Raw genomic sequence first — 23,133 nt, 5'->3', positions numbered from 1 at the left:
TCTGGAATTGTTGCATTTGATTTCTGGAAATGACAACGTGTTTTGTTAATCAATAGGGGAAATTAAGAGTAGTTTTCAAAAAGCAGGAGCAGGATAAGTAAATAATGTTTGCCGAGGATTTCCCGTAGTGATTTATAGGCGTTTTTCTTTAGGGTTTTTACCGAGTTGACAGAAATACCAAGAGTTTCGGCTATTTCGTTGTTATTTTTGCCGTCAAGGCTGACGAGAATGACTTCCCGTGTTTGCGGGGGAAGTTGGTCAATGGCGGCACGTAGGATGCGTAGAGTTTCTTGATAGGTGACCTCTTCGAGGTAGAACTGTTCTTCTGCTTCCTCTTCTTCGGTTTTTATGATTTGGGCGTATTGATGCTCGATCTTTCTGTGTTTCAAGTGATCCAAACAAAGGTTGCGTGCAGTGATGTAAACAAAGGATTTAGCTTTCTCCATGGCGTCGAAGTCTGCACGCCTCTCGTATAATCGGATAAACGCATCTTGGGCGATATCACGGGCAATGTCTTCGTCTTCCGTGTATTTTCGGGCAAATTGAAATACCGGTTCAAAATATTCTTGGAAGAAGAACTTGAAATTGTTACGATTAGTCAACATTTTATCCACTACTTGTGTTTTTACGCTCACAAATGTATAATTTTTTTGTGATTTTATTCACCCACTTTAAAAAGTCGGTCGTTATAAGAGAAATTAAAATAAAAGTTTATGGATCAGTTGACCGAACGTTATAAAATTGCCCGATTGATAGCCCGAAAGGTTTCCGGTACGCTTACAGGAGAAGAAGTTGCGGCTTTGGAGGAATGGATAGAGGCATCCGAGGAACATCGGGAAGAGATGATTCGCATCGAGAAACGGCTGAAGGAAGATGTACGACGGGGGAGAGAATTGGACGCGGAGGCGGAATGGAAAGTCTTTCAACAGAGATTGCCCCGGAAGAGTTCTATACGTTGGTGGTGGTATTCTGCCGCTGCCGTGGTGGTTGGGGCGTGTGTGGTCGTGGGGGCTTTGCAATTACGGGATACAAAAGTTCCCATGCAGTTGGTTCAATCCGTGGAGAATAATATCAAAGAGTACAAGGCAAGACTGATTTTGGATGACGGGAGAGCGGTAAATATTACTGATACGACTTCCCAAATCATTGCCGTATCGGAAGGGGCGAGTGTAACGACTTCCGGGAGCGGGTTGAAGTATGAAATGAAAAAAGATTCACTCGCAAGTCCGGCTCGAGTGAAATACAATACGTTGATCGTTCCCCGGGGAGGGGAGTACGAATTGTTGTTGTCTGACGGTACGCGGGTGTGGATGAATTCGGAATCGAAGTTGGTTTACCCGGTACATTTTAGCGGGGACTTTCGGGAGGTGCAAATGGAAGGGGAGGTTTGTTTTAAAGTGGCGAAAAATGAGCGGCAACCTTTTATCGTGAAGACACAAGGGATATCGGTAGAGGTGTTGGGTACGTTCTTTAACGTGGAGGCTTACCCGACGGATGAGGTGATAACGACTACTTTGGTAGAGGGGCGGGTAAACGTGTCGAATGGCAAACAAGAATATGTCATGTCACCGAATCAGCAAGTGATTGCTGACGGAGGACAATTGGTCGTTCGTGAAGTGGATGCAGCCGAGGTGGTGCGTTGGATAGAGGGTGTGTGTTATTTTTCCGAGACTTCTTTGGAAGATATCATGGATAAGTTGGCACGTTGGTATGATGTCGAAATATTTTTTGCCAACGCATCAGCAAAAGAAGCTCATTTTTCGTTGGAGATCGAGCGCTATGATAATATAGCGGCAGTGCTGTCGAAGATAGAAAAAAACGGACGAGTGAAATTTAAAATTAATGGTCAAACCGTAATCGTGGAAGAATAAAAAAGCAGAATGTACTGGCATACATTCCGCTTTTTGCTAATCAAACTCCATGGCAATGGAGAATATTGTTTAACGTTATCAACAAAAGTATGAAAAAAAAATGGAGAAACAGTAATTTCTGTCGAAGGAAATTACCTAGAATGCTTATTATTATGAAGACGTGGATTGTTTTATTATTTGTCTGTACGATGCATTTGAATGCATCAAACGTGTATTCACAGCAGAAGAAGATGGATATTTCCATGAAAAATGCTTCTCTAGTGGAGGTATTCCGGTATATCCGTCAGAATAGTGATTACACTTTCGTGTATGATAGTGACGCGGTGAAGCGGGTAAATGCTATCTCGCTGGATATGAAAAATGCGGAGGTGGAGGAAATTTTAGATCTGTGTTTCCAAGGAAGTCCTTTTATTTATTTGATCGAGGGAAACTTGGTGATCGTTAAGGAACAAAAAGGCGAACAGCAGCAAACGAAAAACGTTCGGGTGAAGGGATTTGTGTATGACGTGAAGAAACAACCGCTGCCGGGAGTGACAGTGAAAGTAACGGGAGTGGCCGTGGGAACGGCGACGAATGAAAAAGGATGGTTCGCCATGGATTTGCCGCTGGAAAAGGGGGCGTTGGAATTTTCGTTTGTCGGTTTTAAGAAACAACAGGTGGCTTTCACCGAGAAAACCGACACGTTGCGGATTGTGATGGAGGAGGACGTGTCTGGCTTGGACGAGGTGGTTGTTCGGGCGTACGGTTCGCAGAACAAGCGGGAGAATATCAGCGCAATATCTTCCGTGAAGGCTGAGGAGATGAAGGAATTGCCGGCAGCGAGTATCATCAGTATGTTGCAAGGACGCGTGGCGGGGATGAATATCGTGAACCAGTCCGGGGCTCCGGGGAGTGCCGCTGTGGTGGCTATTCGGGGATACAACTCTTTGTTTGTCAGTGGGGATTCTCAGGGACGGGATGCCGCTGGAAATAGTGGGCAACCGCTTTACGTGGTGGATGGTATCCCGATGCACTCGTTTATATCCCCGGTGACGGGAACGAACACGCTGGCAGATTTGGATCCCTCGACGATAGAGTCGGTGGAGGTATTGAAAGATGCGGCGGCAGCCTCGATATATGGTTCTCGGGCCAGTAATGGCGTAATTTTGATCACAACGAAGAAAGGGCGGATGGGAACGTCTTCTTTCTCTGCCAATGCCTCGTACACGATTTCCCAGTTGATGGAATATCCCGTGCAGACGGGAGGTCGGATGGAGCGTTGGAGAGAGATTTTGTGGAAGCGGAATTTGCAAATGCCTGACTGGGGGGAGAATAAGATATTGTACCCGAATTCTTACGAGGAGGCTTTCGGGACGTGGGGAACGTACGATTCGTTCTGGAGTAGCGGGAAACGCTATACCACAACAATCCCTTATTTGCAAGATAGTTTGAATCCCTTTTATAATAATTCGACAAATTGGTTCAAGTACGCTTTTCGCACGGGAAAGGTGACGAACGTGAATATCCAGTCGACGGGAGGGACCGAGAAGTTCCAGTATCTGGTGGGTGCCGGGTATTATGACGAGACGGGTATTATGATCAATAGTAAATATTCCCGCGTGAATTTGATTTCTAATATGGTTTCCCGTCCGGTGAAGCAGTTCCAAGTGGATACGCGCTTGTACTTGGCTTACATGGACAAGAGCGTGAACACGGGTGGGATGAGCAATGGGCGTTACGAGGGAATGTCGGTGGATCCGACCTCGCAGAAGACCATAGAATCGTCTACCGGTGATGTGGTCGATCAATGGTTGAAATTGGTGAAGGGAGTGACAGTGCGTAGCGATGATTACCGGGTGATGGCGAACGTGGTGTTGACGTATTATATTTTGGACGGGTTGCAATTCTCCGCATCAGCGAACGTGGATTATTCGCAAGCGAATTTGAATAAATTCGAGCCGAGTTATTTGAACCCGAATACAAATGAGAATAAATCGTTGGGACAGGTCGTGCGGAACGTGTCGTTGAACACGGAAGAGTTGTTGACGTACAAGAAGTCGTTCAAGGAGGCTCATAATTTGGAGATGCTCTTGGGATATTCGGCGAATAAAACACAGGTTTACGGGATCGGGGGACACGGTAAGCGTGGAGCGAGCGATTTTATCTATTATTATAACCCGGAGAGAAATCCCCCGATCTATGATTACGGTTCGGAGGATTATCCTAACGTGCAGTCCACGACCTCGTACAGTTCTTATTTCAGGGAGAAGGCTTTGGTGAGTTTCTTCGGTCGATTGGGTTATAATTACAAGCAGCGTTATTTGATGGAGTTCGCTTTCCGGAGGGACGGTTCGTCTACTTTCGGGGAGAATAACAGGTGGGCGAATTTCCCGTCCATCGCATTGGGATGGGCTTTCTCGGAAGAGTCTTTCTTGAAGAATCGCTTGAGTGGTTGGTTGAACTGGGGTAAGGTACGGGCAAGTTACGGAACCTCCGGGCAGGTGTTCGGGTACGAGTATTTGTCTTACGGTTTATTGTCTAGTTTGAATGCATTTTTCCAAGGGAACACGGGTATGGGGGTTGCCACTCCCGTCAGCCCGAATTTGACATGGGAAAAGTCGGAACAGTATGATATCGGTTTGGATTTGGATATGTTCGAGTATCGGTTGAACATGAAGTTGGATTATTATTATAAACTGTCCTCTTCTTTGATATACGAAATACCGATGCCGGGAGATATATACTCGTATGATACTTACGTGGATAATGTCATGGAGGTTTCTAACGAGGGATTGGAGCTGGAATTTAGTTATGACGTGATGCGGGAGAGTGCGGTGAAATGGCGGACGAAGTTTAATATCTCGAAGAACTGGAACCGTTTCCGCAAGTCGTATGACAAGCAGGATAAGGAAGGATTGGTGATCGGTCGGCCGTTGTACCAGATTTACGTGTATGATGATAGTGGTTTTTACCAATCAGAGGACGAGGTGCCCGTGTATTATAAATTGGACGGGTCGGAAATTTATCTGGGTGGGATATCGACGGATAGGCATTATAGTGGGTTGCTGGGTACCCAGAAATTGAAAGATTTGAATGCAGATCAAAGTATCTCACTTGACGATAGATATCCGGCAGCTTCCCCGCTTCCCGTGGCTCACGGGGGATGGGTGAACGAGGTGACATGGAAGGGATTGAGTTTGAATGTGCTGTTTAATTATTCTATCGGGCGACACATTATCAATGCGACGAAAGGGACGATCGCGAGTACCGGACCGCTTTTTGCGGATATGAGAGATTACACGTTCTGGAGTCCCTCGAATCGAGATGCGAATTATATCCGTGTGGGTAAGACTTATCAGTATATGGTTCGCTCGAATATTGAGAATGTGCATTCCGTGAGTTTGAAGCAGTTGACGCTGGGGTATGATTTGCCTCAAAATCTGTTGAAAAAGACGTTTTTCAAGGAGATGCGTTTCTTTGCTACCGGGGAAAATTTATTTTACTTGAGTAATTACTCGGGAGGTAACCCCGAGGTAGTAAATATTTACACGGGAATAGATGAAGGTAAGGCTTACCCGTTACCTCGTAAATGGACGTTAGGTTTAACGCTTAAATTTTAATCAAGATGAAAAAGATAATATGCGGAATTATCATCACGTTGACGGTGTGGATAACCGGGTGCACGGGTATGATTGACATGACACCCGAGAGTGACGTGACATTTAACAGTTTTTTTAATTCGGTGAAAGATGCCGAAGCGTTATTGACGAGTTTGGAAGTAGCCCTTCGGGATGCCGCAACGGGGGATAATGTCAATCAATTGTATATCGGGTGGATCGCCGACACGGTTTCTAATAGTTATGCGCCTTATAGGGAATTTTCACCATCAACGATTGAGATGTCTTGGGCGGCTTCTTTCACGGCGATAAATAGTGCCGACGTGATTATAGAAAACGCCCATCGTTTCCCGGCAGATGTGGATGTGACCCCTTACGTGTTACAGGCGTATTTCGCGAAAGGACTTCTTTATTTTAACTTGGCACGGAGATGGGGTGAGGCTCCTATCCGGAAAGATTATAACGATTATAGCAAGTTGGGCAAGAGTTCCGTGCACGAGGTGCTGGAGGTGGCGACGGTGTGCGCATTGAAGGCTTTGGATTTGCCGGTTTTCGACGAGTTAAAGGATGGAAACGGGAATGCCCGCACGACGAAACAATATGCGAGCAAGGGAGCCGCGGCAGCCTTGTTGGCGCATATTTACGCTTGGCGGGCAGAGATCGAGAGTGTGCCCGAGTATTGGGCGGAGGCCGAGAAATATTGTTCGATGATTATCGAGGGGAAAGCGGGTAATTACACGTTGGCATCGGATCCGGAGGCACTTTGCCAGAATGAAATGCTCAGGAATGGGAATGAAACGATTTGGGAGATTTATCGAGGCCCTCAAGAATATTATGGGAAATACAATGCTTATTGTGCCGAGGAATATACCGGTTTTCCCGTGCGAACGGAATCAAGGTACGCACCTACCCCAACATTTGGCAATTATCTCGTCGAGATCTACCGGGAAAGGGTGAATAAGATGTTCCATCCGGAGGATCGGCGTCGGGATGCTTATTTCTATGGATTGGATGCGGATTCGCTTTTCGTGGTGTATAACAAGGGGACGAAAAAACAGTTTGCTCTTGCCGTGGAGTATCGCCCGGAAGGAAACGTGTACACGAAGTATGATAATTCGAAAAAATGCACGGTGGTGAGGGATTTGTTTTTGGAAGAAGGGGATTCGATCGTGACCGGCGGACGGTTCGGGAACACGAAAAGGGCTTACGTGATCAAGCATCGAAATCCGTATTATGTTGAATATGATTATAGTATGGAGCCGATTTTCAAGTGTTACGACGAGAATAAGGTGGTTTGGCGTTTGGCGGATATTATTTTGTTGCGGGCGGAATGTCGTGCCCGTCAGGATGCTCGTTCCGGGGGAGCTATTAGTGATTTGAACCGGGTGCGGGAGCGTGCTTACGGGAACACGACTTTTAATTACCCGTGTGCTGATGATGTGGTCAAAGGGCTAGATTCCGATTTGCGTTTGGCTATCTTTCGGGAGAGGGAAAAAGAGTTGATGTTCGAGGATCACCGGTATTATGACGTGGTGCGTAACGGTTGGGGACGAGATGGCGGACGGGATTACGTGCGCACGGAGTTAACGCCTGCCGCAAGTCGTTTGACTGACCAAGATATACTGGATGGAGCGCTTTATATGAGCGTGGCGTCAAGCGCCTTTAAAAATAATGATTTGATGAGGCAAAATGTTTATTGGAACAGGAAAAAGCAATAATTATGAACGCGAAGATTTTGAAAAATATATTACCGCTATGTTTGTTAGCGATGTTGTTGGGTGCCGGGTGCACGAAAAATAATTATATAGACACGGGAGTGAGCCAAGGACGGCATGATTGCAGTTTGTTGGAATACATGGAGAAGCATCCCTATGATTGGGATTCCACGGTAGTGATGGTTCGTCACGCGGAGTTGGAGTCGTTGTTCGAACGGAATGAGTTGGACGGGAAGCATTACGATGGGATTACTTTTTTTGGGATTACCAATCATTCAATTCGTCGTTATTTGCTGGAGAATGGTTTGAAGCAAGTGACGGATTTGAGGGCAGAGGCGTGTCGGGACGTGTTGCTGCGTTGTATCGTGGAGGGGAAAATTTACCGTAATGATATCCCGAGAGGGAAGAAGTCTTCCGGCTTGTCCGTTATCGGGGAGGGTGGTAAATATTACACGACGCTTGGAGGGTCGGATTTGTGGATATTCTCCTTTGCCACGAGTTACGGTGGCGTTCCTAATATTGGGGCGGTATCTCTCTACGGGGTGATCTTGAATGCTAGTAGAGAGTTCGAGATTGCTTCTGCGGATATTGAGCCGAATAATTGCGTGGTTCACTCGTTTGATTATGCCGTGACGATAGATGATTTCTTGAAAGCGGGGGAGAGTTTGAAGTAATAATTTTAAATGTATTTTATGAAGACAAGATTTTTAATACTGATGATAGTTTTGTTGGGGATGTTCGTGTGGGGATGTCACGAAATACCGGAAGGTTTCTTGGAAACGGGGGAAGCTAATTATAATCCTGATACGTTGATTGTTCGTAAAACTTTGGATCCGAAATTCGATGAGATCAGGATGGAGAACGGGGCGCCTTGGGTGTCGATCAAGATGGAGGGATACTTGGGAACGGAACAGATCAATTTTTCCATCGAATCCGTGACTTCGGAAGGAAACGAGGCGGGAGCCGCAGAGTTCATGAAGAACTTGAGTGTCCGCGGTGCGGGGGCTTTGGTTTACCCGCAGGGAACGAATGTGCCAGAGGGACGTTACGTGGTGTCTGTGCGATTGACGAATCCCGGTTATAGCCAAGTAGTGAAGGATTGTTTTACGTTTATCGTGAAGGATTGAAATGATGATAACTCGTGATATATTTTACGTGTCACGAGTTAATTATGCCGGGACTTTTCTTTAGGTGCGTGAAGAATTGTGTCCCGGCATTATTGATGGAACGTAAAATGTAAACTTTCAAGTGGGTATTTATGTCAATTGGAATCGTAGGAAAAAGTTGTAACTTTGTAATGATTAAAATATCAGGTTATGGCAACGAAGAAACTTCCTTATGGTTTAAGTGATTTCCGTTTATTGCAAACTGATGATTATTATTACGTGGACAAAACTCGTTTTATCGAGGAGGTGGAGAATTCTCCTCGATTTTTTATTTATGATACGTCCTCGTCGTTTCGGGAAGTCGTTGTGGTTGTCGATACTGGAAAGTTATTATGACGTGGCGTTCGAGGATCGTTTCGAGGAGTTGTTCGGGAAATATTACATCGGGCAACATCCGACATCGGAACGGAATAAATATTTGATATTGAGTTTTAATTTTGCCGGAGTGAGCCCGGATATCGATCGTTTGGAACAATCTTTCTGGGGGCATTTGGATCTTACTATTTGGCCGGAGCAAGAATTGGGAAAGGGATATTGCGACCTGTGGATGGCACCGAATTTGGTGAATCATCTCGGAATGAAGTACAGTTACGTGGTGGAGTTCAAGTATCTAAAGCATGGAGCCACAGACCAAGAAGTTGCCAATAAACTGGAAGAGGCAAAAGAGCAATTGCGCCGATATGCCGATGACAAAAAAATAAAAGCCCAAGCCGGACTCACGGAAATACGTTATATCGCTGTCGTTTACCGGGCTTGGGAATTGGTTAAGTTGGAAGAGGTTTCTATGGCAAATACCGATACCCCGTGTGGTTGTTAATTTCAGAGTTATTGTTGATCGGGATGATCATAACACTCCAATAGTAATCACGGTTCGCAGAGAGCGTGTACCGCGGGTAGGGTCGGGAACCCCAACTATCGTCGCCCGCGACACCCATCATCCGGTGGTCAAGACATACTTCCACGAAGTTACGGGGGAGGATCTCGTTGACATGGGTTTGCTTGGGTTTGCGGTTTTGTGCCATTAACGGATCATGGGATTCGTCTTTCGTGAAGTTTTGCCATTGGTAAGGGCTGGTGGATTCTTCACTATCGAAGTCCTCTATCCGATTGCGGGATACGTTAAATTCCATTAGATTCGAATCGGCTACAAAGAGGAGTCCTTTACCTGTTTTGTCAGTTAGGGCTAACCAACGGGCATCTGTCTTGTGCCCGTTCTCCTGCGGACGAACGTAAGGCACGTACTGTTGCTCGGCGGTACTCTTGTAATGCCCGACGAGTGTCCCGTGGTTGCGGTCGCGATAGTTTTCCTCGGGACCGCGTCCGAAATATTCCATTTGGTTGAGGTCTGACGGGACACGGAAGCGTGCACCTATTCTGGGTATTTCCGGGGCATTGGGATTAGCTTCCAGATGACAGGCCACGTTCAGGTAGCCGGAGGGATAAATCGTGTAGGACACGTGGTAACGGGTGTTACTTTCCTGCAACCGATACGTGATTGTCAGATTCGTACTTATTGTCGAGGCAGAAGTCCGGATTCCGGCGATTTTAAAATTCTTGCCGGCTTGTTTCCACGCTTGCAGGCGATGGGGCATACCGTTGCCGTAGTCATTATCGGTGGGGCCTCGCCAGAAGTTGGGTTGGAAGCCGAAATCATCCGCTATATACTGTACGCCTTTCACCCGGTAGGAAGTAACGTACCCTTTTTGCTTGTGGAAGACAAATTCCATGTCCGGGTTGGAAATACGAATTTCCGGTCCGTTCTCTTCCATGGAAAGCACTTGTTCCGGGGCGGCTTGATAAACGGGTTTAGGTGTCGTTACCGGGATTTGGAATTGTTCGGAAGCCACGATGTAGCCTGCGGGAGCGAATAAGGCGGGCTTTTTGGTTTTCACGTGTAGATTCAAGAAATATTCCACGCCGGGTTTTATCTTTAGATTCCTAAGCGGGATGGTTACTTGACGGTCTTTACCCGGAGCGATATTTTGCGAAGGAAGAGTTCCCGAATGTAGAATTTCCGTGTCGCCGATCAACGTGTATTCAATAGTGAACTGGTTGAGGTTGGTAAAGTCATAACGGTTTTCTATTTTCACGACGCCTTTGCTGATATCGACCGGCTGAAACCAAACGTACTGATAGGCTTTTTTTACTTCCGTGAGTCCGGGGTGCGGTTCCCGGTCGGGACCGACAAGACCGTTACACAGAAAGTTGCCGTCGGATGGGGCGTCCCTCCCGAAATCTCCCCCGTAAGCCCAGAATGGTGTACCGTTCTCATCTTTCACGAGTATGCCTTGGTCTATCCAGTCCCAGATAAATCCGCCTTGGAGATTGGGATAACGATAGATCACGTTCCATAAATCCATGAAGTTTCCGGTACTATTGCCCATGGCGTGAGCGTATTCGGACATGATATACGGTCGGTCTGTTTGTGAATTACCCCACCGTTCGAGAGCGTCGGCACCCGGGTACTGGGGACAATAAATATCCGTGTTCCACTCGAGTCCGGCCCGTTCGTATTGTATCGGGCGAGAAGTATCCTGTGCTTTCAACCAATTGTAAGTCACGTAGAAATTGTACCCGTTCCCGGCTTCGTTACCGAGAGACCAGAACGTGATACAGGGATAGTTTTTGCTTGTTTCGTACATGTTCACGGTGCGATCCATGTGGGCATTCAGCCAGCGTGGGTTATTACCGAGCGTGCGACCTTTGCGAAGATCATATCCCATGCCGTGGGATTCGATATTCGCCTCGTTGCACACGTAGAAACCGTACTCGTTACAGAGTTCATAGAAACGACGTTGTTGAGGGTAATGACAACAACGGATAGCATTGATATTATGGCGTTTCATCGTTTTGAAATCTTTTCGCATATCGGCTTCGCCGAGTACATGCCCCGTGTGTTCGTTATGCTCGTGGTAATTGACACCTTTGATGAGTACGGGACGCCCGTTCACAAGGAATTGGTTGCCCCGGATTTCAAATTTGCGGAATCCGACCCGAAAAGGAATAATTTCGGTTTGTTTGCCCGATTGTTCGATTTGAATAAAAAGTTGGTAGAGATGGGGTGTTTCCGCTGTCCATGCCTCTACTTGTGGAATCGTGGTGTCGAAATGAACATGGGCGATAGAATCGACGTTGACTATTTTCTGCCCTTCCGCTACTCGTGTACCCGACGGACTTTCCAATTGATAACGCACGGTGATTTGTCCCGGTTGTTTCGGATTTTTGTTTACCAAGGTTAGGTCAAGCCCGAAAAGTCCATTGGTATAACTGCTGTCCAAGTCCTGTCGGATGGAGAAATCCCAAGGATGAACGGGAGATTGCGCGAAGAGATAGACATCTCTTTCAATCCCGCTGATACGCCAGAAATCCTGACATTCAAGATAACTGCCCGTTGACCAGCGATAGACTTCAAGAGCGATCAGATTCTGCCCCGGTTTCAAGTAACGGGTGATATTGTATTCCACGGGATCTTTGGAATCTTCGCTATATCCCACTTTTGTCCCGTTCACGTAAAGGTAACAACTGGATTTTACCGCCCCGATGTGCAGGAATATTTCTTTCCCGTCCCATTGTTCCGGCAATTCGAAGTATTTGCGATATGATCCTACCGGATTTTCTTCCGGCAGAAGTGGCGGTTGCGGGTTGCGGGGGCAAAACTCGTACGGGTGATTCGTATACAAGGCGACCCCGTACCCGTTGACTTCCCAGTTTGCCGGAACCTCGATTTCTTCCCAACCGGAATCATTAAAATCCGTTTTGTAAAAGTTTATCGGGCGTTTCTTGTAGGTAGAAACCCAGAGGAATTTCCATTTACCGTTCAAAAACTTGTAGTCTGCGGAAGCCTTGAAATCGTTATCTCGGGCTTTGTCAATATCCCCGTAAGTCATAAACGGGGTTCTCGGGTATTCTTTCCCGACAAAAGGGATCGTTTCGTCCTGCCATTCCGGCTTGTCCTGCATATAGGCTGTAAGACAAATGAAACAACAAAGAATAGTGAAGAATAGTCTTTTCATCTTTCGTGTGGTTTGTAGGTTACAAATGTAAAGATAGTACATTTTTGTTAAAAGATGACACGAAGGATGTAAAGTCGTAAGATTTTTAATAATATACCCCTTCATCTCTCCTTTGTACGGGGGATGAAGGGGCGTGGTTGTATCTGAACGTGTGTGCTAACGTTTAATCCCTTCAAAAATACTTGCTTTTTCCTGTGGCAAAAGTTTGCCCATCATTGTAAGGGTATTTGAATTGAAGGAGGGCGAAATCCTTGCCGAAACGTTATTAGAGCCGGGGGAGAGAGAAATAGTCACGTACGCGGAAATACTCACTCCTTGGACATAAAAACTATAAATAACGCTTCCGTTTTTTTCCGTTTTCATTTTGACGTCCGATACATTCCCTTCGACCGTGAAACCGCCTAATCCGTTTTGAAGCGGACGGGGGGTATCGAAACTTACTTGCACGGTAGCTTTTTTATTTGCCATAGAAATGAAATTTCTCGTGGCACTTACGCTTGTTGATCTACCTCTTTTGAAGATCAAATGGTGGGCTTCCAGTACAAAATTATTGTTTTCCAGAGCCCGGATCGCTTCCTTGTACAATCGTTCATTTTCTTTTTGTTGAGCGATTTTACGTTCTTGTCTGGTTAGTTTGCGTTGCTCTTTAGCCGTCATGTTTTGTGCGGTTAGCGACGCGAAGGTGCCTAGCACGAGGGCCAGCATCATGAATAATGTAGTGATGTGTCTCATAATATAGTGTATTTTGAGATTTTTACGTGAAAGAAACAAGAAAGTTATTCCCCTGCACCCGGGAAAACCTGTTACGAGAGGGCGTTACTATTTCTTCATTATTCTGAAATCTATTGGTAACATCGGGTACATACATTTGTGACGCAAAATTTAATCAATGAAACTTTGAAAACATGAAAAACAATTTATTATTATCACTTGCGCTCGTTGTAGCTTTATTCTCGGCTTGTAATGAAAACTCCGATCCGGAAATCGGAGGTGGAGGCAATGAAGAAGAAAAACCGGTATTCGGAACGTATCTGACAGGAGATTTTCACCAACACACGGCTTACTCGGATGGTACGAATCCAATTAAATTTGTCTATTCTCAAGCTAAAAAATATGACCTTGATTTCTCCGTGAATAGTGAACACGGGGGTGCTTTCGGGGGTGATGCCAGTGAGGGGGATTTCGAGGGAGAATGTCCGAGATGGAGTGAAACAACCGTATTTAAAGGGGATGCAAACGGCAGAAACATGTGGCGTTGGCAATCGATAAAAGATTATAGTTGGTTACAGACAAAGGCTTTCGGGGATGCAAACAAAGATATGATTATCATGCAAGGTTTGGAATGGAACCCCGCGGGACACGAACATGCGAGTACGTGCATTATCACGGGACAATTTGATGGTCCCGATGCTTCGAGAAATGCTGATGCGATGGCACAGTTTGAATATATGTTTGATAACAATGACAAGGATCAGACTGGCGGCAATGAATACGGTTGGGTTAAGTCCTCGAAAGCAGGTCACGAAAAAACAATGGAAGCCGCGGCTTGGTTGCAGGCTAATCACCGGAAAACAAGTTGGATAGTACCTGCACACCCGGAACGCCAGAACAAATGGTCTATATCCGATTTCCGGGATTTGAATGATGTCGCACCGGATGTATTTGTTGCTTTTGAAAGTACTCCGGGGCATCAAGCATCCGCGAACCGTGGAGGAATAGGTAATTCATCTTCATTCAAAAAGAGTTATACTTACGGCGGTACCGGTATCATGGCAGCACAAGTCGGAGGACTCTGGGATGCGATGTTGTCCGAAGGGCGGAATTTTTGGTTAGTTGCCAATTCCGATTTTCATAAGCATGTCAGTAAGGGGGCGGATGATTTTTATCCCGGTGAATACCAGAAAACATATGTGTCTGTCAAAGAAAAAACGGCACAAGGTATTGTTGACGGTCTTCGCTCCGGTAATATATTTACGGTTCATGGTGATCTGATTGATAAACTTGAATTTTCTATCGGCTCGGCAACCATGGGACAAACGTATACTGCAAAAACAGAAAAAATCAAGATTAGTATTGTTGTTCGGGACCCTGAAACAAACAATAATAACATGTACACGTCGCTGACAAATCCAAAACTTGATCATATCGATTTAATCGCCGGCGAAATGCGTTCTAAAATAACTAAAGGTTCTGCGGAATACAGTATCGACAATTACGATAAAACGAAAGTTATCGCTCGTTTCGATGCAGTCGGTGGTGTAACTGACGCGAATGGTATCGTGAGCCAGAAATGGACAACCCGAGAAGGGGGAGTTAAAGTGATCGAGTACGAGGTGGAACTTACCAAGGATACGTATTTTAGGTTACGCGGAACAAATCATGGCTTGAATAAAGCAGGTGAAACCGATGCTAACGGAAATCCGTTAGTCGATACTCCCACGGCAAATAATGAAGCCGCGGCAAAAGTCTCTTTCGAGGATTTATGGTTTTACTCGAATCCTATCTTCGTGAAGAAAAATTAAGTAGTTAATAATCTACAAGGTACCCACTTGACTTTTCTATAGTTAGGTGGGTATTTACTTCCTATAAAAAAACCACCTACTTTCGTAAGTGGCTCATTTTCGGTGACCTCGGTGGGACTCGAACCCACGGCCCATTGATTAAGAGTCAATTGCTCTACCAGCTGAGCTACGAAGTCTTCCTTGTTGCGAGCGGTTTTAACCGTTTTGCGGGTGCAAATATGCAACAATATTTTTTAATCTGCAAGAAAATTATTCTTTAATGTTGTGATAAACGTTGGTTACGTCATCATCTTCTTCTAATTTTTCCAGCAATTTGTCGACGGTTTCTCTTTGTTCCTCGGTTAATTCTTTTGTATCGAGAGGAATACGTTCGAATTCTCCACTGGTAATCTCGTATTTGCTATCTTCCAGATATTTTTGGATAGCACCGAATGATTCGAATGCACCGTAGATAATCACGTGGTTTTCCTCGTCTTCAAAGATTTCGTCGGCACCGTAGTCAATCATTTCCAACTCGAACTCTTCGAGGTCGAAGTTTTCGGGGCGGGAGATTTTGAACACGCATTTGCGGTCGAACAAGAAGTCCAGACTTCCGGTTGTTCCCAGTGAGCCGCCGTATTTGGAGAAACAGTGGCGCACGTTGGCAACGGTACGCGTATGGTTATCGGTAGCGGTTTCCACGACAACGGCGATACCGAAAGGTGCGTATCCCTCGTACACGATTTCCTTGTAATCTGAAGTGTCTTTTGAAATGGCGCGTTTGATGGCACGTTCCACGTTTTCCTTCGGCATATTTTCCGCTTTCGCATTTTGGATAAGGATGCGCAAACGAGTATTATTTGCTGGGTCTGGTCCTCCTGCTTTTACGGCAATATCAATCTCTTTTCCTATTCTCGTGAACGTGCGGGCCATGTTGCCCCATCTTTTTAGCTTCCGTGCTTTACGGTATTCGAACGCTCTTCCCATATTATTGTGAATATAATTTATTATACGATTTGGAACGCGAATTTAGTTTTTATACTGAAAACTTAAAAGGAATTCCATGATTTTCTGGTATGAAAGTATCTCATTCGACGAGTTCTACGCTAAAATCATCAATATAAATACCCTCGTCGGGGACAATAGCCTTACCATAGGTGCGGATTTCCACCCGCAAATATTTTGCTCCTTCCGGGGCGGTGAATGTTTTGCCGTTGAAGACATTAATCCACTCGTCGGTTTGCTTCAGATAAGTTTGTGCTTGAATCGGTTTGTTGTATTCCGACGGGAGAGCCGTACTTTTGTTCTTTCGCCAGTAACAGTAATATTTCCACGAGAAATTAGCGGACGGGGCATTCACGAACATTTTAATCTCGTAGCGGGTGAGGGCCTCGACGGGAACATCTTGGTATAGATAAGTCTTTCCTTGCAGGAATACCGCTTGTCTTCCCGAATGTACTTTATCCTCACCCGTTTTTATGGCAGAACTGTCCCGTCCGTCTTTGAAAAAATGCCAGCTGTCAGGCTCTTTGGAAAGATCACTCCAAATCTCGAAGTCCCCGTTTTCCAATAAATTGATGCCATTTCCTTGTAATCCTCCTTCTTCCAATTCAAGAAAACTGCTTTCCACCCGGATGATTCGGTTCGTGTCTATGCTTTCCGTGAACGGGATGATTTTGCGTTTTTCTTTATCTCCCGTGCGATAGGTAACGGACAGGGTTGCTTCTCCTTTTCCGGCGGGAAAAGTCAAGAGTTCGACATGCCCTTGATTTGCTTCCCGATGCATCGGTTTCGTGATTGTCCCGAATGTATTCGTGTTTGAGCCTGTAAAATTGATGGCGGAGGGGACGAATGACAGTTCAAAATTCACGTTATCGACCTCTTCGGGTATATTTTCCAACCTCACTTGCAATTGTGCCACCCTTCGATAAAGGTTTACAGTAAAGACTGCATCTTTATTTTCCGAGATACTTACACTTTGGAGAGACGTCAGTATATCATCCGCCTCTTCAAAAATCTCTCCTTTTTGAGGTAAACGAAGTAGTATATTTTCCAGTGTTTCTCCTGTATTGAAATTTATATCCGGGCAGTTAGCCACGCAAGCGAGGCGATAGCGTCCGAAGGGAAGTTTTGCCCGTAGCGTGTTTTCATGCAAATCATTTCGGGTGAAATGTTCGTGACGGACAACACGGTTATCCCGGTCTATGGCGAACAGAGCCAGCGTTTCGAAAGCCGGGGTATGGAGAGATGCGTTACCGGGCGTGTAACTTTGGAACAAAAGTTGTGTTTCTTTTCCCGTGATTTGTTCGTCCCGGTTACAAGAAAAAAACAGCAATAGCCCAAAGAAGATGATTTTCCTCATAAACGTTAATTTATCCTTACTTAACAAAAGTAAGGAATAAGTGCGAGAAAATCAAGAATTATATATCTTGATTAGAAAATAGAAATCCCGATATTCGTGGTGAATCTTTCGAGTGTCTCTATACCCATGTACGAGTTTCCGTGTTCGTTTAGTTCAGGGCTCCACACGGCGATACTGAGTTCTCCCGGGATAATGGCGACCACTCCCCCGCCTACGCCACTTTTACCCGGCATACCAACCCGGAATGCGAAATCTCCCGATTCGTCGTAGAAACCGCAGGTAAGCATCAAGGCACTGAGGCGCTTCGAGCGGCTGACCGTCAGGATTTGTTCGTTGTTGTGCGGGTTCACCCCGTGATTTGCCAGAAAGAGAAAAGATTTTGCCAGATCCTCGCAAGTCATGACAAGGCTGCATTGATTGCAATACACGTCAATAAGCGAATCCACGTCGTTGTCGATGTTTCCGAAACTTTTCATGAAATATCCCAAGGCTTGGTTACGGCTGGCGTGTTCCTGTTCCGATTGGGCTACAATTTTGTCAAAATAAATATCTTCCGAGCCGGCGACTCCCCGCACGAACTGGAGTATCGCTTCTTTGGGACGGTGGTAGAGGTTCATCAATTTGTCCGTGACCACGAGAGCCCCGGCATTGATGAACGGGTTACGGGGAATGCCGTGTTCATGTTCAAGCTGGACGAGCGAATTGAAAGGAGTTCCCGACGGTTCCCGTCCCACGTATTGCCACAGGTCACTTCCCATGTGGCGCACGACCATGGCGAGCGTGAATACTTTAGATATACTTTGGATGGAAAACTTGGTCTGGTAATCTCCCGTGCCGATGATTTGCCCGTCCATGGTAGCTATGGCAATCCCGTACTGTCGCGGGTTCACGTTTGCCAGAGCCGGTATATAATTGGCGACTTCTCCTTTCCCGAAGAAAGGTTTTACCTCGTTATATATATTTTCGATAACTTCCTTGTAGTTCATAAGTTCAAAAACTTTGTTTTTGAGTTACAGGTTGCAAGTTGGCAGGTTACAAGTTGAGAAACCGGAAACTCGCTGGATTGCAACTCTAATTTGTATGTTTTTTGTGCGGCAAAGATAGAAAAGTTTTTGTTACATTAGTTTTCGGATGACTTTTCCCGAGTAAGTTTCTGTGAAATGTTCCCGGAAGTAAATCTTTTTAGGTACTTCGTACGGGTGCAATAGCTGTTTCAGTTGTTCCTGAAGTCGTTTTTTTCCTGCCTTGTCCCATGGTACATCTTCAATGACGAGAACGGTTCGTTGTCCCAGTCGGGTATCCTCCTCGGGCATAATAAAGAAACGTTGTTTCACGAGGAGGGCAATCTTTGCTTCGATTTTCTCGGGGAATAATTTTATGCCTCCGGAATTAATCACGTTGTCATGACGTCCCAGCCATTCGAAACGTGTCGTGTCGACGAGATTAACAATGTCATTAGTGGTAAAGGTTTGTTGATGCAAATGCGGGGCGTGGATGATCAGGCACTGCCTTTCGTCTGTTTCGAAATGCACGTCGCCTAAGGCAAAGTAGTCGGGTGATTTCTTTACGCCGTTAATATCCCGCAGGGCAACGTGTGACACGGTTTCAGTCATGCCGTAGGTGGAATAACAACGTGTGGGGACTTGTTGCAGGCGTTCTTCCAGTACCGGGGAAAGGGCTGCACCCCCGATAATTACTTGTTTAATTCGGGAGAATTTTTCTGCTGTTTCCGGGGTGGCAAGACAGGTTTCTACCTGCATGGGTACCATGGCGGCAAAGTCAATGTCTTGTTCTAAATTCTTCAACGGGGATGACGAGGGAGGAACTACAATCAAATCGGCTCCCGCGAGAATACCGCGGACAATCATCATCTTCCCGGCGATATACGACGGGGAGAGGCATAATAATAAGCGGGATTCGGAATGGATATCGAAGTATGCGTTTGTAATTTTAGCTGACGCCAGCATATCCTGCTTTGACAACCGGATAGTTTTCGGTGTTCCCGTGGAGCCGGAAGTATGTCCGGTCACGTGGTCTTTATCGTCATACCATTCTTGCAGGAATGTGACTACATCCGGATTGTCGATAGCCTGCAATGCTTCCGGCGTGGTGTAGCGAATACCGTTTATTTTGATTGTCATAATCTAAAATTCTATCGGGGTTACATCCCATGAACATTGCGGGTTATACCGGATAGTCGAACCGGTTTGTTCCAGCGGGGCGGGAATATTATTCGTGTAGAGTTGTCCGGTTCCCAGTCCTTGGGGCATACCCGTCGGGTGGAAATTCAATATATAAGCAGTCCATTGTGCGATGGCGTTGAGTCCGATATTGGATTCCAGCGCGGAAGTAATCCACCAGCCGATACCGCGTTCCCGAGCACGTGCTATCCATTCCCATGAGCCGGAGAAACTTCCTGTTAAAGATGGCTTTATTACAACATATTGGGGATGAATCATGTCAAGTAACTCACCTTTTTCACCTGTTTTGTTAATTCCTATCAATTCTTCATCCAGGGCAATCGGGATAGGGGTATTTCGGCATAAAGCAGCCATCTCTTTCCACTGTCTTTGGCGGATAGGTTGCTCTATTGAATGGATGTCATAGCGAGCCAGTTTTTCCAGTTTACGGGGAGCCTCTTGCGGGGTAAAAGCCCCGTTCGCATCTACTCTCAACTCGACGGTTTCTTTGCTGAATTGTTTTCGGATATAGCGTAATAAATCTAATTCCTCCTCGAAACTGATAGCCCCGATTTTCAGTTTGACACAATGGAATCCGGCATCCAGTTTTTCGATAATTCGTTGGCGCATGGTATCCTTATCACCCATCCAGATTAAACCGTTAATCTCGATGTCTTTTTGTCCTTCGGTAAAAAGACCGGGATAGATAATGCGTTTGCCTCCGTTTTTTAAATCCGACAGGGCGGTATTCACTCCGAATCTGATAGAGCTCCAATTTTGTAGGTAGTGTATATGGCGTATTTTGCCAATATCCCGGCAGGTTTCTTGTAGTTTTCTCTCGTATTCCGGGCGGTCGTCTGCGCTTAATCCTCGGAATAAAGCACATTCCCCCAGTCCGTATATTTCGGGATGTTCCGAATCCCAGATTTTGATGAACCAAGTTTCTTTTTCCGAGAGAATGCCGCGGGAGGTTCCGGCGGGCTGTTTGAATTTCAGAATATATCTCGTGTACTTTGCTTGTAACATATCATTCTTCGGTTTTGTACAAGCAAAAGTAAGATATTCTGTAAATGAAAGCAAGGAAGAGGCTAAAAAGTCGGTTTGTACGAATTCCCCCCCCCCTCCAACACCCCCTTCACAGGGGGTGAGAAACCGCTTCGGTAATCACTTCTTTTCGTGAATAATAACGAACCAAACAGTTTTCCCGCCTGTGTAGGGAGGCGTTAGGGTTAAATATTAGGAAGGGCGTTTAAAATCTTTTCGGCGTCCGGGGAAGAAGGACGGACAGCTTTGGGGTTAATAATCTTGCCATCCGGATCAATAAGAATGAAATGAGGGATGCCGTTGATATTATAATCCCGTTGGAATTGACTCCCTCGCCCAAGCAAAAGTTGAACGCCGGAGAGTTCTCCCGATTTGACCATTTTTTCCCATGCCGCTTTGTCTTCGTCAGTGGAAAGACCGAGGAAGGTGATGTTTTTCCCTTCCATTTTCTTTTCCAGTTCTTTCAAGTAGGGCATTTCTCTTTTGCAGGGACCGCACCATGTTGCCCACATATCGATATATAAATACTTCCCTTTGAAATCCTTCAAGGAGTAAGTTTTGCCGTTAATGTCCTTTGCTTCGAAGTCTGGGGAAAGTTTTCCGGCAACGGCAATATTCCATTTGTCGTACTCCGTTTTATAGGCAGCCCGCAAAGTCGGGTCCGTCACGTAGGTATTGTAAATATTTTCCATTTCGGTGATATTATTAATACCGTTTTTCTTTATCTGTCTGACTGCAATCTCGTTAAGAAGAGATTGTTTTAGCTTGTCATTTTTGAAATGTTGAGCGATATATTTCATTCGGGCAACATTTTTATTGTAAATGCCGGAGATTTCTTTATCCTTGCTTCCAAGTATAAGGGCGGACTCTATAATAAATTCCCTGTAAATGTCGAGGTCAATCAAACTCTCGTCCTCTTGTACATGTTGTTCCAATGTTGAATAATACTCCTCGTTCGGGCGATAAGTCGTGTCGAACATGACATGCCCTATGGGATACATGACCAAACTGACTAGATATGAATATTTAATTCGTCCCTCTTCCAGTTTTGCAAATTCGGGATTTGTCGCTTCCAGTTTTCGGGCTTTCAGTAAGCTGGTAGCCTCGTCTATCTTCTCGTTGGCAAGGTTGATAATTCCGTCCAGTGAACGCTCGTAATCGGGGGGATTTATCGGGGTATAAGTGATAGAATTAAGGTATTCTATCGCCGGAGCGTTCTTCCCCTCGAATTTCATACCGTCCTTAAAATTGTTGGCATCAAAAGAAATCGTTACACGATCGCCTTTCCGGAAAAAAACATTCTTGGCTTCCTCGCCATAAAACAGCCGTGCGTATATCACATCGCCCTGCAATGTACAGGTAGCTTTCCCGTGTTTGTCCAAATCCATTTCCTTGATTATTTCCGGGCTGACAACAATGGCAATCTTAGAATAGGTCATGTTTTGCACTTTGAAGTCCACGACAATATCGTCGTTGTTCTTCTGTGAACAAGAGCAAGCGAGCGAGAGTAAAATAATAAATATAAAGATTCTCATTTCAAGTATATATTAATAATTAATCATAGATTTCCTGCATGGCAGCATCCAGCCATCCGCCTCTTGCGTTTACGTTAATAATCTTTCCCTTGTCGTCTACAAGGATAGAGGAAGGAACTCCGGTCAGGTTATAAGCTCGAAAGGCTGCTTTGGTATTATCAATAAGTTGTCCCCAAGGCATTTTTTCCTCTTCCATGGCTTGATGCCAATTCTTCGGCTCACTGTCAATGGAGATACTCACGATATTTAACCCTTTGGGATGGTATTTACTGTACGTGTTACGCATGTGGGGAATTTCCGCACGGCAGGGACTGCACCATGATGCCCAGAATTCGATCAATGTAGTACATCCGGGTTTCACGAAATCCGATATTTTCTTTTTACTTCCGTCCGGTGCCATGAGTTCCATATCGATGAAAGTCCCTCCGATAAATACCTGTCTGCCTTGAATTGTTGCCCGAAGAGCCTGCCCCATTTCCGAATTTTGCATTTCGGGCGATAGGCTGGTGAACAATCCTTCAATTTCTTTCAGGGAAAGGTCTGAATTTCTGTCGGAGAGTTCTTGCGCTATCTTAACGCTGATGGCGGATTCGGGGTGCGCTTTCAGGTATTTCATTTTAGCCTCTCTGATTGCGAGTCTTTTTTCCGTGACAAGTTTGGCGAGTTCGAGCGCTTTGGCTAAATCTTTCGTGCTGTAGTAGGCTTCCCCGTAAGCGTAAAACGTTTTACTCCGGTCATCTTCCATGGGCTGTATCTCGCTCAGGTAGTTCTGGTATTCAGTTTGTGTGCCGCTTCCGGAGATTTGGAACACGGGGTGTTTGCCGGAATAGTCGCAAGTGGCTTCAACCGCTGTGCTGTCGATAAATAACGAGAAGTTTATAATTTTACTACGAGTCTGTCGGTCATTGGGATCAAGGTAAATGTTAATCGTGCAATAACGCGGAACTTCGAATTTACCTTGGAATTTGAATTTGCCTCCCGATATTTTCGTGCTGTCGATAAAATGAGGTTGATTTGTATCATCCAGTGCCAGAAAAACGGGTTTCCCTTCCCATGCTTCGGGGACGTGTCCCGTGAGGGTATATCCGTCGTGTTTTGCACAACTGACGACGGATAGAATGAATGCGATAAATAAAATGTATTTCATTTT

18 protein-coding genes and 1 tRNA gene are annotated in these 23,133 nt (G+C 45.5%); 8 read left to right on the top strand and 11 right to left on the bottom strand.

Annotated elements, in window-relative coordinates; genetic code table 11:
- Positions 1-62: 62 nt before the first annotated feature.
- Positions 63-635 (bottom strand): RNA polymerase sigma factor, encoded by a 573-nt coding sequence (locus Q5866_RS00235; RefSeq protein WP_303178036.1) that lies wholly within the window; start codon positions 633-635, stop codon positions 63-65.
- A 78-nt stretch (positions 636-713) separates the two neighbouring features.
- On the opposite strand from Q5866_RS00235, the gene Q5866_RS00230 reads away from it, so the two are divergent.
- From Q5866_RS00230 to Q5866_RS00200, 7 genes are all read left to right on the top strand, one after another.
- Positions 714-1,871: a FecR family protein gene (locus Q5866_RS00230; RefSeq protein ID WP_303178034.1), complete on the top strand. Its 1,158-nt coding sequence runs from the start codon at positions 714-716 to the stop codon at positions 1,869-1,871.
- Positions 1,872-2,023: 152 nt separating this feature from the next.
- Entirely contained in the window at positions 2,024-5,470 is a 3,447-nt protein-coding gene (locus Q5866_RS00225; protein ID WP_303178032.1) for a SusC/RagA family TonB-linked outer membrane protein, read from the top strand.
- A gap of 5 nt (positions 5,471-5,475) precedes the next feature.
- Complete coding sequence (locus Q5866_RS00220) at positions 5,476-7,185, top strand: RagB/SusD family nutrient uptake outer membrane protein (RefSeq protein WP_186976144.1); 1,710 nt, start codon at positions 5,476-5,478, stop codon at positions 7,183-7,185.
- Positions 7,186-7,187: 2 nt separating this feature from the next.
- Positions 7,188-7,856: a transcriptional regulator gene (locus Q5866_RS00215; protein ID WP_255469512.1), complete on the top strand. Its 669-nt coding sequence runs from the start codon at positions 7,188-7,190 to the stop codon at positions 7,854-7,856.
- Between the two features lie 18 nt (positions 7,857-7,874).
- The gene (locus Q5866_RS00210; RefSeq protein ID WP_303178029.1) at positions 7,875-8,309 is read left to right on the top strand and encodes a hypothetical protein; all 435 of its coding nucleotides are present in this window, start codon (positions 7,875-7,877) and stop codon (positions 8,307-8,309) included.
- Between the two features lie 189 nt (positions 8,310-8,498).
- Entirely contained in the window at positions 8,499-8,684 is a 186-nt protein-coding gene (locus tag Q5866_RS00205) for an AAA family ATPase (RefSeq protein ID WP_255469511.1), read from the top strand.
- The gene (locus Q5866_RS00200) at positions 8,623-9,165 is read left to right on the top strand and encodes an AAA family ATPase (protein WP_255469510.1); all 543 of its coding nucleotides are present in this window, start codon (positions 8,623-8,625) and stop codon (positions 9,163-9,165) included. Before Q5866_RS00205 ends, Q5866_RS00200 begins: the two co-directional genes overlap by 62 nt.
- Here Q5866_RS00200 and Q5866_RS00195 read toward each other — a convergent pair.
- Together Q5866_RS00195 and Q5866_RS00190 are read right to left on the bottom strand one after the other, a co-directional pair.
- On the bottom strand, positions 9,131-12,361 hold the full coding sequence (locus Q5866_RS00195; RefSeq protein WP_303178024.1) for a glycoside hydrolase family 2 TIM barrel-domain containing protein: 3,231 nt from the start codon (positions 12,359-12,361) through the stop codon (positions 9,131-9,133). The two genes, Q5866_RS00200 and Q5866_RS00195, sit on opposite strands and share 35 nt — an antisense overlap.
- A 156-nt stretch (positions 12,362-12,517) precedes the next feature.
- On the bottom strand, positions 12,518-13,093 hold the full coding sequence (locus Q5866_RS00190; protein WP_186976141.1) for a DUF4251 domain-containing protein: 576 nt from the start codon (positions 13,091-13,093) through the stop codon (positions 12,518-12,520).
- A 173-nt stretch (positions 13,094-13,266) separates the two neighbouring features.
- Here Q5866_RS00190 and Q5866_RS00185 point away from each other — a divergent pair, with 173 nt between their 5' ends.
- Positions 13,267-14,883 carry a hypothetical protein gene (locus tag Q5866_RS00185; RefSeq protein ID WP_099291445.1) on the top strand — a complete coding sequence of 539 codons (1,617 nt, stop codon included), beginning with the start codon at positions 13,267-13,269 and terminating at the stop codon, positions 14,881-14,883.
- A 103-nt stretch (positions 14,884-14,986) separates the two neighbouring features.
- Here the strand turns inward: Q5866_RS00185 and Q5866_RS00180 are convergent.
- From Q5866_RS00180 to Q5866_RS00145, 8 genes are all read right to left on the bottom strand, one after another.
- Positions 14,987-15,059 (bottom strand) — tRNA-Lys (locus tag Q5866_RS00180).
- A 73-nt stretch (positions 15,060-15,132) separates the two neighbouring features.
- Positions 15,133-15,849 carry a YebC/PmpR family DNA-binding transcriptional regulator gene (locus Q5866_RS00175; RefSeq protein ID WP_099291457.1) on the bottom strand — a complete coding sequence of 239 codons (717 nt, stop codon included), beginning with the start codon at positions 15,847-15,849 and terminating at the stop codon, positions 15,133-15,135.
- Between the two features lie 100 nt (positions 15,850-15,949).
- Complete coding sequence (locus tag Q5866_RS00170) at positions 15,950-17,224, bottom strand: FimB/Mfa2 family fimbrial subunit (RefSeq protein ID WP_303178018.1); 1,275 nt, start codon at positions 17,222-17,224, stop codon at positions 15,950-15,952.
- A gap of 71 nt (positions 17,225-17,295) precedes the next feature.
- Positions 17,296-18,210, bottom strand: coding sequence for a glutaminase (locus tag Q5866_RS00165; RefSeq protein ID WP_303178016.1), 915 nt, complete (start codon positions 18,208-18,210; stop codon positions 17,296-17,298).
- Positions 18,211-18,339: 129 nt separating this feature from the next.
- A complete protein-coding gene (locus Q5866_RS00160) occupies positions 18,340-19,365 on the bottom strand; it encodes an AMP-binding protein (protein WP_303178014.1) in 1,026 nt (341 codons plus the stop codon).
- Positions 19,366-19,368: 3 nt separating this feature from the next.
- A complete protein-coding gene (locus tag Q5866_RS00155) occupies positions 19,369-20,430 on the bottom strand; it encodes an o-succinylbenzoate synthase (protein ID WP_303178012.1) in 1,062 nt (353 codons plus the stop codon).
- Positions 20,431-20,633: 203 nt separating this feature from the next.
- Positions 20,634-21,983 carry a TlpA disulfide reductase family protein gene (locus tag Q5866_RS00150; protein WP_303178010.1) on the bottom strand — a complete coding sequence of 450 codons (1,350 nt, stop codon included), beginning with the start codon at positions 21,981-21,983 and terminating at the stop codon, positions 20,634-20,636.
- A gap of 19 nt (positions 21,984-22,002) precedes the next feature.
- Positions 22,003-23,130 carry a TlpA disulfide reductase family protein gene (locus tag Q5866_RS00145; RefSeq protein WP_303178008.1) on the bottom strand — a complete coding sequence of 376 codons (1,128 nt, stop codon included), beginning with the start codon at positions 23,128-23,130 and terminating at the stop codon, positions 22,003-22,005.
- Positions 23,131-23,133 lie beyond the last annotated feature (3 nt).

The organism is uncultured Butyricimonas sp. (genome assembly GCF_959596855.1).
GTDB lineage: Bacteria > Bacteroidota > Bacteroidia > Bacteroidales > Marinifilaceae > Butyricimonas > Butyricimonas muris.
Note: the sequence above shows the minus strand (reverse complement) of the source record. Positions and strands in the feature narration are given on the sequence as shown.